This window comes from Christensenella tenuis, assembly GCF_014287795.1.
GTDB classification, from domain to species: domain Bacteria; phylum Bacillota; class Clostridia; order Christensenellales; family Christensenellaceae; genus Christensenella; species Christensenella tenuis.
This window is the reverse complement of record NZ_JACOON010000004.1, coordinates 190,467-201,255: the sequence shown is the minus strand read 5'-3', so window position 1 is coordinate 201,255 and position 10,789 is coordinate 190,467. Positions and strand designations below refer to the sequence as shown.

At 55.7% G+C, this 10,789-nt stretch carries 12 protein-coding genes; 7 read left to right on the top strand and 5 right to left on the bottom strand.

Annotated elements, in window-relative coordinates:
* Window positions 1-59 precede the first annotated feature (59 nt).
* The 5 genes from H8S18_RS08670 (at window position 60) to H8S18_RS08650 (ending at window position 3,548) form a co-directional block, all read left to right on the top strand.
* Entirely contained in the window at window positions 60-692 is a 633-nt protein-coding gene (locus tag H8S18_RS08670; RefSeq protein ID WP_186857915.1) for a methyltransferase domain-containing protein, read from the top strand.
* Between the two features lie 237 nt (window positions 693-929).
* On the top strand, window positions 930-1,352 hold the full coding sequence (locus H8S18_RS08665) for an N-acetyltransferase (RefSeq protein ID WP_186857914.1): 423 nt from the start codon (window positions 930-932) through the stop codon (window positions 1,350-1,352).
* Between the two features lie 296 nt (window positions 1,353-1,648).
* Window positions 1,649-2,020, top strand: coding sequence for a GntR family transcriptional regulator (locus H8S18_RS08660; protein ID WP_186857913.1), 372 nt, complete (start codon window positions 1,649-1,651; stop codon window positions 2,018-2,020).
* A 32-nt stretch (window positions 2,021-2,052) separates the two neighbouring features.
* Entirely contained in the window at window positions 2,053-2,910 is an 858-nt protein-coding gene (locus H8S18_RS08655; RefSeq protein ID WP_186857912.1) for an ABC transporter ATP-binding protein, read from the top strand.
* Window positions 2,907-3,548: an ABC-2 transporter permease gene (locus tag H8S18_RS08650; protein ID WP_186857911.1), complete on the top strand. Its 642-nt coding sequence runs from the start codon at window positions 2,907-2,909 to the stop codon at window positions 3,546-3,548. The genes H8S18_RS08655 and H8S18_RS08650 overlap by 4 nt, the downstream gene beginning before the upstream one ends.
* Window positions 3,549-3,619: 71 nt before the next feature.
* On the opposite strand, the gene H8S18_RS08645 is transcribed toward H8S18_RS08650, so the two are convergent.
* From H8S18_RS08645 to H8S18_RS08625, 5 genes are all read right to left on the bottom strand, one after another.
* Window positions 3,620-4,297 carry a DNA alkylation repair protein gene (locus tag H8S18_RS08645; RefSeq protein ID WP_186857910.1) on the bottom strand — a complete coding sequence of 226 codons (678 nt, stop codon included), beginning with the start codon at window positions 4,295-4,297 and terminating at the stop codon, window positions 3,620-3,622.
* A 10-nt stretch (window positions 4,298-4,307) separates the two neighbouring features.
* Window positions 4,308-5,711 carry an MATE family efflux transporter gene (locus tag H8S18_RS08640; protein WP_186857909.1) on the bottom strand — a complete coding sequence of 468 codons (1,404 nt, stop codon included), beginning with the start codon at window positions 5,709-5,711 and terminating at the stop codon, window positions 4,308-4,310.
* Between the two features lie 10 nt (window positions 5,712-5,721).
* Window positions 5,722-6,165 (bottom strand): MarR family winged helix-turn-helix transcriptional regulator, encoded by a 444-nt coding sequence (locus H8S18_RS08635; protein ID WP_186857908.1) that lies wholly within the window; start codon window positions 6,163-6,165, stop codon window positions 5,722-5,724.
* Between the two features lie 168 nt (window positions 6,166-6,333).
* Window positions 6,334-7,038: a CvpA family protein gene (locus H8S18_RS08630; RefSeq protein ID WP_186857907.1), complete on the bottom strand. Its 705-nt coding sequence runs from the start codon at window positions 7,036-7,038 to the stop codon at window positions 6,334-6,336.
* A gap of 12 nt (window positions 7,039-7,050) precedes the next feature.
* Window positions 7,051-8,163: a hypothetical protein gene (locus tag H8S18_RS08625; protein WP_186857906.1), complete on the bottom strand. Its 1,113-nt coding sequence runs from the start codon at window positions 8,161-8,163 to the stop codon at window positions 7,051-7,053.
* 367 nt (window positions 8,164-8,530) lie between these two features.
* On the opposite strand from H8S18_RS08625, the gene dapF reads away from it, so the two are divergent.
* A complete protein-coding gene (dapF, locus tag H8S18_RS08620; protein ID WP_186857905.1) occupies window positions 8,531-9,331 on the top strand; it encodes a diaminopimelate epimerase in 801 nt (266 codons plus the stop codon).
* 77 nt (window positions 9,332-9,408) lie between these two features.
* Window positions 9,409-10,779, top strand: coding sequence for a CCA tRNA nucleotidyltransferase (locus H8S18_RS08615; protein WP_186857904.1), 1,371 nt, complete (start codon window positions 9,409-9,411; stop codon window positions 10,777-10,779).
* Window positions 10,780-10,789 lie beyond the last annotated feature (10 nt).

Genomic DNA, 10,789 nt, shown 5'->3' with positions numbered 1-10,789 from the left:
CCGGGGAAAATGCCTTTTTCGCGGCTGTGGTTCCCGTACGCTTTTGGAAAGGAAGCGTCATGAAACGAGTGTGGGCGTACCGCATGGCAGGCAGGCTATGGCAGTGGTGCGCAGCCCGTATAGAAAGGCTGCGCGGGGTGGATTTTTCCGGATGGGAAACCATGGAATCGCTCGGGTTCGACGCACAGCGGGGTAACCAATACCAGCCGTCCGCAAGGGGAATTGAGGCGCTGCTGAAAAAACTGCCCATTACGCCCGGAGATGCAGTGATCGATATCGGCTGCGGCAAAGGAAAGGCAATGTACCTGCTCGGCAGGCTGCCTTTCAGAACCGTCGCGGGGATCGAGATCTCGCCCGTGCTGTGCAAAACTGCGCGCAAAAACTTAAAGCGCCTGGGGATGGAAAACAGCTATGTGTTCTGCGGAGACGCGGCAGAGTTTGAGGGATACGATGAATATAACTATTTCTATATGTTCAATGCGCTGCCCGCTCCGGTTTTTGCACGGGCGTTGGGGAAAATCGAAAAAAGCCTTTCGCGTCGTCCGCGAAAGGCGTGGTTTATCTACCTGAACCCGGAATGCCACGACCTGTTGGCGCGCGGCGGAGGATTCCGCCTGATAAAGACGCGGCGGCACCCCATCCGGTGGTTTCGGTGCAATTGTTACGTACACGAGCCGGAAAAAAATGTTTAAGCAGGCGGACGGAGGGTGCCGGCAGGATAACAGCAACTCATCTGAATCTATAGTACCGGAAAAAGGGAGCCATGGCTCCCTTTTTCCGTCTGCGGCGTGTTTGCCGCCGTCCGGGAGGGCGGAAAGCAAGTGTGCCCCAGCCCGGGGGCAGGCCGAACGGCTGATAGCAGCCCCTTGCTATGACTGCGCCTTTACGCCATAATTTGGGCAGTTCGATAAACCGCGGGAGGGTCGCTCATGGTACGCCGGATTTCTGTTTCCGAACTTGAGATTGTTATGGATATATGGCTGAAAGCAAATCTTTCCGCCCATAGTTTTATAGAGGCGGACTATTGGGAACACAAGTATGGCGTTGTGAAAAATGCCATTCAAAACGCGGAAGTGTATGCCTACGATGAGAACGGCACAATAAAAGGCTTCATTGGCATGATAGACAACTATATTGCGGGGCTGTTTGTCGCGCCGGGATTCCAGCATGCAGGTACCGGCTCGGCATTATTGTCTTATGTCAAGGAACGAAAACCAGTATTGACGCTCCATGTGTACGCGGAAAACCGTAAAGCCGTTAGGTTTTATCAAAAACATGGATTTAAGATATGCGCGGAACAAACAGATGAAAACACAAAACACATTGAATATGAGATGAAATGGGCGCAATAAAATTCCTGCCCCAGGCTGCTTTTTCCTGCCGCAAATCGCCGGCCCGTATGCTTTCGGATAATGGAAACACCCCTTATACAGCACATCCTAGATCAACCCAGCAACGGAACCCGTTTATGGTAACGCGAAGAGAAATGACGCCCGGTCAAACCTGAAAAGCGTTTGATTTTTTTTGCCTGTTGATTTGGAAAAAGCCGGACACATGCAAAAAATTATTCATGGGTTGACAAAAAGAAAGCACAATGTTATATTGTGCATAGTGTATATATACAATTTTAAACCGGGAGGGTTGATGAGTGGATATCATCATCAGCAATTCCAGCGGAAAGCCGATTTATGAACAGATCACCTCGCAGGTCAAGAACATGATTATCAGCGGGGAGCTCAAAGAAGGGGACGCCCTTCCGTCCATGCGGCTGCTGGCAAAGGAATTACGAATCAGCGTCATCACGACAAAACGCGCGTACGACGACCTCGAGCGCGACGGATTTATCGAGAGCTTCACGGGGCGGGGGAGCTTTGTGGCGCAGAAGAATGTGGAGTTCATTCGGGAAGAACAGCTCAGGATCGCCGAGGAACACCTGAAAAACGCGGTTTCCGTGGCAAAGAGCAGCGATATTTCCCTTGAAGAACTGGAGGGAATTTTGCGCGTCCTGTATGAAGAATAGCTCCTGCGGGCTTCCACGTGAAAGGATAAGACATGGACAGCATCATTTTTAAGAACATAAGCAAGGAATACGGGGACTTCGCCCTCCGGGACGTGAGCTTTTCCGTGCCGCGGGGCAGCATCATGGGCCTGATCGGCGAAAATGGCGCGGGCAAGACCACCGCTATCAGGCTGCTTTTGAACATGATCCGCGCAGACAGCGGAACCATCGAGGTTTTTGGCCTCGACCATGCGGAAAACGAGCGGGAAATCAAAGAACAGATTGGCGTGGTGATGGAGGAAGACTGCTTTTATGAATCGCTGAAATGCAAAGACGTGGCGGCCATCCTGCGTCATATATTCAAAACATGGGACGATGCGCTGTTTCGCTCATTCGTGAAAAATTTCGGCCTGCCGGAAAACAAAAGGCTCAAAGAGTTTTCCCGCGGGATGAAGATGAAGCTTTCAATCGCGGCGGCACTCTCCCACCGGCCGAGGCTTTTGGTCCTTGACGAAGCCACGAGCGGGCTTGACCCCATTGTGCGCAGCGAAATCCTGGACGTCTTTCTCGATTTCATACAGGATGAGGAGCACTCTATCCTCATTTCCTCGCATATCACCAGCGACCTTGAGAAGGTAGCGGATTATATCACCTTTCTTCACGGGGGGCGGGTTGTCCTTTCCGAAAATAAGGACAAGATGCTGTATGAATACGGCATCCTGAAGTGCGGGGCAGGGGATTTTGCCAAAATCGATGCGGCGGATATCGTTCGTTACCGTAAATCCGCCTTTGGTTATGAAGCGCTGACCGCGGACAAAAACGCCGCGGCGCGCAAATATCCGGATATCACGCTGGACAGTGCCGGCCTCGAGGACGTCATGCTGCTTATGATCAAGGGGGAAACGAAATGAGGGGGCTTTTATTAAAAGAATTCCTGGGAATCAGGAGCTTTTTCAAGATGTATGCGTTTATTATCGCCATTTGCATCATTCCGGTCGCGGTGGCGCAGGACGGCACTTTTTCGGCAGGCTTCGCCGTCGGGATCTGTACGTTCGTCGGTATCATGATGTGCTTTATCTCATTCAATTATGATACGGGCAGCAAATGGGACAAATTTGTCCTCACCCTGCCGTTCACACGGGAGCAGATCGTCCGCTCGAAATACCTGTTTTCCCTTATCATGGTGGGCGTTGGCATGGGGCTTGGCCTTGCGCTTTCCGCCGTGCTCGCGGCGGCGGGACAGACGGAGCTGGATGCGGGGATGCTGCTTACCGCAGGGTTCCTGGCGGCGTGCGCCCTGCTGTCCGTCAGCCTCATTATCCCTCTGGTCTTTAGGTTCGGCGTAGAGAAGAGCCGCATCATTGTGATTGTGATTTTCCTTGTGCCGTTCATGACGTTTATTGCGCTGGCCGGAAACGGGGCTGTGGACGGCGCGGCGGTGGAAGGGGCCCTTCCCGCCCTTGCGCGGGTTCTGCCCGTGTGCGGCGCCGCGGCGCTGGTGGTTTCCTACCTCATTTCCGTGCATATTTACCGGAAAAAAGAGGTATAAGAAAAACAAGAAAAGAGGCAAAAGGCCGCGGGCACAGGCAAATGCGCCGCGGCCTTTTTACGGCCTGCTTTTTATGGCTCCGTTTTCAGATATTTGCTTGCCTCCCGAATGCTCAGCGGAGACATTTTGCTTTGATATTTTCTCAAAAACTCCCGCACCCAGCCGGGATCGCTTTTGGAATAATCCCGCAGGCTCCAGCCGATGGCCTTGTTGATAAAGAATTCAGAGCTTCCGAAGTTGCGTATTAATATGCTTTCCAGCAGCGCCGTATTGGTTTTCTCTTTTCTGCAAAGCTGATGGTCGATGGCGAGCCTGCGCACCCAAAGGTCCCCGTCGGCTGCCCATTCCAGCATCAAATCATCGATCCTGCCGTCAGTAAAGGCGATATTGCCGATGATCCTGTCGAGACCGTCGATCGTATCCCACCACTGTTTTGTTTTTACGTAGGTAAAGAGGCGGGACGATACGTCCTCATAGGTGAGGCAGCCCTGCATCGCCGCAAGATAGTCGATGACGAGGTATTGAAATTCCCGGTGCGCGTCGGCCCAGCATTGGTCCAGAAAAGCCCAGTCCACCGCGGCCTTTTTCTTTTCGGCCCTTAAAAGCTCCCGATAGACGGCTTTCCGTTTCGGGGCCGGCAAACCGTAAAAGGGGAACAGGCCTTTCATATATGCCGCCATTTTCGCGGCGTTTTTCTCATCCCTGCCTGCCTCAAACTGTTTTTTGACCGAAAGATAACGGTTCTCCATCCGGATACCCTCAGCTTTCTGCCGCAAGCGCGGCCGCTTCTTCGTCGAGCTGCTTCATAGAGCGGCGGAACTGGACGGCGAACACGGTGGCAGTCGTTGCGACGGCAATGGCATCCGCCACGGGCTCCGCGAGATAGACTGCGAACACCTTGTCGGGAATCAGCGCGGGCAGGAGGTAGATGAGCGGGATGAGCAGCAAAATTTTACGGAAAACGGCGAGGAACAGGGACGTTTTTGCGTTGCCGAGGGCAATGAACGTCTGCTGGCAGGCGATCTGTACGCCGAACACCACCGTTGAGGCCATATAGATGCGCAGCGCGTAGACGGTCATATCCATCAGGGCGGGGTCTTTGGTAAAAATGGAAGCCAAGACCTGCGGCGCGAACATGGCGAGCGCCCACAGGGCCGCCGAATAGAGAACGCTTGCGGTGAGCAAAAGGCGGAACGCCTGCTTCACCCGTCCGGAATTGCGCGCGCCGTAGTTGAAGCTCACGATGGGCTGCGCGCCCTGTGAAAGCCCCATGAGGGGCAGGAGGGAGAACTGCATCACCGTGGTAAGGATGGTCATCGCGCCCACGGCGATATCGCCGCCGTATTGCTGGAGAGAGGCGTTGAAGCATACCGCGATCACGCTTTCGGTGAACTGCATGATGAACGGCGAAAGCCCGAGCGCCACGCACGGCAGCAGCACGGAGGCCTCGGGCCGGAGGTTTACCGGGCGCAGGCGCACGATGGCGCGTTTCCCGGCGAGAAAACAAAACACCCAAATACAGGATACGGCCTGCGAGAGGATGGTCGCAAGAGCCGCGCCCGCAACGCCAAGATCAAAGGTGAAGATGAAGATGGGGTCTAAAACGATGTTGAGGGCCGCGCCGATGAGCACGGTCAGCATGCCCGTTTTGGCAAAGCCCTGCGCCGTGATGAACGGATTGAGGCCGAGGGCGATCTGCACGAACACCGTTCCTGCGGCATAGATGGGCATATACTGCATGGCATAGCCGATGGTGTCCGCGCTCGCGCCGAACAGCATCAGCATGGGCCGCCCGAATACGAGGAACACAGCGGTGAGCACGCCGGCGAGAATCAGGAGCAGAGTGGTGCAGTTGCCGAGTATCTTTTCCGCGGCGGGATAGTCGCCCCGCCCCATCATGATGGACGCGCGGGGCGCGCCGCCCATGCCCGCGAGCGCCGCGAACGCGGAGATGATCATGATGAGCGGCATACACACGCCCACCCCGGTAAGCGCCTGCGCGCCGATCACGTCGATATGGCCGATATACATACGGTCCACCATATTATAAAGCACGTTGACAACCTGTGCGGCCACGGTGGGTATGGCGAGACGGAACAAAAGCCTGCCTACCTTGCCCGTGCCGAGGTCTGTTTTTGTGTTCTGATTTGCAGTAGTATCCATTTGCTTCACCTTATACCGTTTCCAGTTTTTCGCACAGCCGCTCGAACACAGCCGAGATCACGGCGCGTTCCTCCGGCGTTGTTTCGCTTTTCAGCAGATCTACAAATGCCGCCTGCGCGCCCAGCACGGCGCGCAGGGCGGGGGCTGCCGCCTCCGTCAAAACAAGATGCGTATACCGGCGGTCCCTCCGGTCGGTGTGCAGCGTAAGATAACCGCGTGCGGAAAGAGACTCCACCGCCTTGGAAACGAGCGCCTTGGAGACGGAGCGGTATTTCACGACGTCCATCGCCGTATCGAACCCCGGATTGTTGGAAAGGAACAAAAGCACGTCCGCCTCCCCCTGCGACAGGCCGAACGGCGCCGCAGCCTTCGCGCATTCCCTTTCATACAGCTTTTTCAGCTTGCGGCTTAAATAAAGCAGCGGCCGCAGATGCTTTTCATCATACCCGGTCATAGCTCCTCCAAATAGTTTCAATAGAAACGGTTCACTGATGAACTATTTTAGTAAAAAAGGATACGCCTGTCAAGTCCTTCGCGGGGCAGGCCCCGCGCGGCATGGAAAATGCGGTAAAAAAAGGCTCCGCAAGGCCTGCGGAGCCAGGAAAAAGGCATAAAAACCAGCCTAAATAATCCCGGAAATTCCCTTCAACAGGAAATTTGATTCATAGAAAAACGTTGCCATCGAGGAATCGTTCAGGATGGGGGTGACAAAATCCGCAGGCAGGGAAATCATGATTACGGGTACGATCATAAACAACGCGAACATGCCGAGAAACCCGCGCAGCACACCGACCGCGCCGCCCGCAAGGGAATCGCACCTGCGCAACACGGGAAGCGGGGAGGCGTAATTCACCGCGTTGACCAGCAGGGAAATGACGATCCGCGCGATCAGGTAAATCACCAAAAACGAAAAAATATTGACCACCACGTTGGTAATGGTATAGCCGAAATATTCCGAGACGGTATGGAAGCCCTGTGCCTCGAACACCTGGTTCGTCATGTTTTCCGTCACCAGTTGGTCAAACGGGAACGGAAGCCCCGCGTTCGTTACGATTTCGCCGATTTGCGGCTGAGTAAGGGTTGTGACGGCAAGATTGCCCGACGCTTGCAACTGATCGACCCCGTTGGTGAAATAAAACAGGAAGTTATAGAAAGACCCTTTTGCAATCGCCTGCGACATGAGGGGGGAAAACAGAAATCCCGCGAGCCATGAAACCGCCATGCCGATGGTGTTGGCGACGGAAATCAGGAACCCCTTGTGAAGCCCCTGCAAAATATAAATTGCGATCAAAAATAAGATGATCCAGTTGAGGTTGATGATATCCATGCGTCCTCCGGTTTAATTTAGCTGCATCAAATAGCTTTTGCCTTCCTTGTCCCAACAAACGGCAAGGGTATCGGAAAGCTGCTTTGCAGCAGTTAAAGTATAATCCAATTTTGTCGTTTTCACAAGCCCGCCCGAAAGGTCGTACGTCATGACAGCGTTTGGCGTGTACACGTAAAACTGGTTCTGTGTGACAGCGATTGCAAAGGCGTTCTGCGGCAGGTAGAGGATCCTTTCCGCAAGGTCGCCGGAAAACAGTTTGGCCGCCGCGAGCGAAGCCTCCGAACCGCGCGGCACATAGGCAAGCTCCAGCGTGGTGCCGCCGATGCTCCATACCTCGGGCTTCCAGCCGTAGACCAGGGCCTCGCCCTGCTTTTCCCCAAAATAGTTGTAGGAAAAGAGATTGTTCGTCCCGGAAGCAAAAATTGTGTCCGACGTGACGTATACGTGCTCGATTACCTGCGTATTGTTTTCAATACTGCTGGTGGGCGAACCGTCGGATTTATAAGTTGAAATATAGGAAACGGGGACAACGTTCGACGTGTCGAGCGAAAGCGACCACAGCATGTCGCTGTCTCCGGAAAAACCGAAATCGATGACCTGCCGCGTTTTGAACTCAACCTGCCCCGCCTGCTCGCCTTTGCTGTTGAAGAGGGTAAGGTAATAGAGCGTCTGGCCCGATTCATCCGCAGCGCCCGTTAAAACGGCTATCGTCTCTTTCCCGCAGCGCACATCCATGATCTCGGAGGCGACTGCCGCCGTAAACAGCTGCTCCTTTGTGTAGGAAAGCGCCTGTAAATTGGCCTGCGCCCATGTGCAGATCAGGGTGGGGGACTGGGTATATTTGGAGCCGGCAGGCTCGAGCTTTAAGTCCCACAGGGCGGCGCCCTTTTGATCCTTTAAGTAAAGCGTGCCGTCTTCCTCATAGAGGATGCCGTTTTCATTTGCCTGCACGTTTTCGGGCATAACGGTTTCCGTCTCTTTCAAAAGAGGGCTAAACAGCTCGATATCCGTAAAATTTGCGAGCAGGAAAAACACGCCTGCAGCCGCAGCCGCGATGACCGCAATTAAAATAATGAGGTTTGTGAGTCTGCGCCGCTTTTTCCGGCGTGAAGGTCTCATGTACATGGCGTCTACCCCGTAAAACAGAATCTTCCGATTTTAATCTATTGTACCATAAAATGCGGAAGGAATGTGATATAATATGAGAAGTTAAAGAAGAATTCACATTCGGCGGAGCACGGTTCCGTTGTTCGTTTCCCCGCTGCGCAGGAAAACGCCTTGCGGCCGGCACCGCCTCATCCCCAAAGGGCCGCGGGCGCAGGGGGCCGAAGGGCGGAAAACACGGCCTGTGGGGCGGGGCAGCCCGCATGGAGCCGGACGGGGCATAGGGGAAACGCCGGGCGGCGGCAAGAGAACCCGCGGGGCTTGGCTGCGGAGGAATTCTTGTTTGGAAGGAACGCGGAATCAGGTCAAAATCAGTGAGGTGTAAAGCATGCATATCACGAAAATGCACGGACTGGGAAATGATTTTATCGTAATCGAGGAACGGGTGGCGGATCCTGCCGGATTGGCGCGCGGCCTATGCAGGCGGCGTCTTTCGGTGGGCGCAGACGGGCTGCTTCTGGTAGAACCGTCCGGCTGCGCGGACGTAAAGATGCGCATCATCAACGCCGACGGATCGGAAGCGGAAATGTGCGGCAACGGCGTGCGCTGTTTTGCCCGCTATGTATACGATAGAGGGATCGTTAAAACGCCGGATATGGCGATTGAGACGCTTGCGGGCGTTGTGCGGCCGCGGCTCGTCGTGGAAAACGGCGAGGTGGCGGCGGTGCGTGTGGATATGGGCGTGCCTTCGTTCGCGGCGGGGGACATTCCTGTGCTGGCGGACGATCCGCTCGACTTTGAAGTGTGCGGGCAGCGCGCGGCGAGCGTGCTCTGCGGCGTACCGCATACGCTGGTGCCGGCAGGCGACCTTGAAACTGCGGATGTGGACGGCTTAGGTCCGCGCATCGAAAAGGATCCGCTGTTCCCGCGCGGAACCAACGTGAATTTTGTACGGCTCATTGACCGGCACACCGCGCATATGCGCACATGGGAACGCGGCGCGGGCAGGACGCTTGCCTGCGGAACGGGCGCGACGGGATGCGCGGCCATCCTGCACAAAAAGGGCCTTGCCGCAAACGAGGTCGATATGCACGTTGAGGCGGGCATATTGCACATAGAGCTTGCCCAGGACGGGCGCGCCTTCATGACGGGCGCGGCGGCGTACGTGTTCGAGGGGGAAACGGTTTAAGCCCCGAACGGTCGGCTGCGTGGCGGAGCGAAACAGGATTTCGCCCGGATTGAAGCGCGCAGGAAGAATAGAGTACAATGATGGAAGCACATATTGAACGTTTTTTTACAATCTGGAATGAAGCGGGCCTGCCCCCCTGTTATCTGGTAGGCGGCTATCCCCGCAACAGCCTGCTCGGGCTTGCAGGAACGGACCTTGACGTTGCCTCTCCTGCGCCGCCGCAGGCGCTTTGCGCCCTGCCTGCGCCCGAGATCGTCCTTGAGGAACGGGCGTATGGCCTGGGGACGGTGGTTGTGAAGCAGCGTTTTGGGGATGCGCTTTATGTGTATGAATATACGGCGTTCCGCTGCGACAACTACGGCCGCGGAGGTGCGCATACGCCAAAAAAGGTGCGTTTTACGGATGACATCCGGGAAGACGCGCTGCGCCGTGATTTTACGGTGAACGCACTTTACATGGGGGCGGACGGAACGGTCGCGGACCCGACAGGGCGCGGCCTTGCCGCACTGGCGGAAAAGACCATCGGGCAGGTGACGCCGGAGACGCTCACGCAGGACGCGCTGCGCATCCTGCGCATGGTGCGGTTCGCGGCGGAGCTTGGCTTTACGGTAGAGCAGGACACGTGGGAGTGCGCAAAAGCGCATATAGGAGGCCTTGCGGATATTTCAAGGGAGCGGATCCGTGACGAATTCGTGAAGATCCTCATGGCGGATACGAAACACGGAATACCGGGCGGCGTACTTTGCGGCCTGCATATGCTGAAGGACCTGGGCGCGTTTTCCTACATTGTCCCCGCGCTTACGGAGGGGGACGGTATGGAACAAAACACGGAATACCACGCGTACGACGTGCTGGAGCATTCACTGCAAGCATGCGCGTGCGCGCCCGCGGATCTTGTAACCCGGCTTGCGGCCCTGCTGCACGACATCGGAAAACCGGCGGTATTCCGCGAGACGGGAAAGATGGTCGGACACGATAAAAGAGGGGCAGCGCTTGCGCTGGCGGCCCTTAATGGCCTGCGCTTTGATAAGGAGACGGCAGGCGAGGTGGGCGCGCTGGTGGGCGCGCATATGTTCGACCTCGATAACCGCGCCGGGCGCAAGGCGGTAGCGCGCATGATCGTGAAGCTCGGGGAGCGGCAGTTCCTGCGCCTGGCAGATGTGCGCGAAGCGGACTTCTGCGGGTCGGGAAAAGGGAATCCGGCGCTTTCCGCCGGCAAGTGGCGGGAGACGCTGCGGGAGCTTAAGGAAAAAGACGCGCCCATCTCGCTGGAGCAGCTTGCGGTGAACGGGGACGATGTGATGCGCGAGCTTCATATCCCGCCCGGGAAGCGCGTGGGAAAAATTCTTTTGGCCCTGCAAGCGTACGCGCTAAAAAAACCATCGCAAAATAGCTACAAAAATCTGGTCAGATATGCTAAAATAATAAATACTCGTGAAAACGAATAATCGACAGGAA

What these genes read in the sequence shown, in the direction of transcription:
- H8S18_RS08645 (WP_186857910.1), bottom strand. Translation starts at nt 4,297, where the DNA reads ATGGAGAACCGTTATCTTTCGGTCAAAAAACAGTTTGAGGCAGGCAGG.
- H8S18_RS08665 (WP_186857914.1), top strand. Translation starts at nt 930, where the DNA reads ATGGTACGCCGGATTTCTGTTTCCGAACTTGAGATTGTTATGGATATA.
- H8S18_RS08670 (WP_186857915.1), top strand. Translation starts at nt 60, where the DNA reads ATGAAACGAGTGTGGGCGTACCGCATGGCAGGCAGGCTATGGCAGTGG.
- H8S18_RS08615 (WP_186857904.1), top strand. Translation starts at nt 9,409, where the DNA reads ATGATGGAAGCACATATTGAACGTTTTTTTACAATCTGGAATGAAGCG.
- H8S18_RS08640 (WP_186857909.1), bottom strand. Translation starts at nt 5,711, where the DNA reads ATGGATACTACTGCAAATCAGAACACAAAAACAGACCTCGGCACGGGC.
- H8S18_RS08650 (WP_186857911.1), top strand. Translation starts at nt 2,907, where the DNA reads ATGAGGGGGCTTTTATTAAAAGAATTCCTGGGAATCAGGAGCTTTTTC.
- H8S18_RS08635 (WP_186857908.1), bottom strand. Translation starts at nt 6,165, where the DNA reads ATGACCGGGTATGATGAAAAGCATCTGCGGCCGCTGCTTTATTTAAGC.
- H8S18_RS08625 (WP_186857906.1), bottom strand. Translation starts at nt 8,163, where the DNA reads ATGTACATGAGACCTTCACGCCGGAAAAAGCGGCGCAGACTCACAAAC.
- dapF (WP_186857905.1), top strand. Translation starts at nt 8,531, where the DNA reads ATGCATATCACGAAAATGCACGGACTGGGAAATGATTTTATCGTAATC.
- H8S18_RS08630 (WP_186857907.1), bottom strand. Translation starts at nt 7,038, where the DNA reads ATGGATATCATCAACCTCAACTGGATCATCTTATTTTTGATCGCAATT.
- H8S18_RS08655 (WP_186857912.1), top strand. Translation starts at nt 2,053, where the DNA reads ATGGACAGCATCATTTTTAAGAACATAAGCAAGGAATACGGGGACTTC.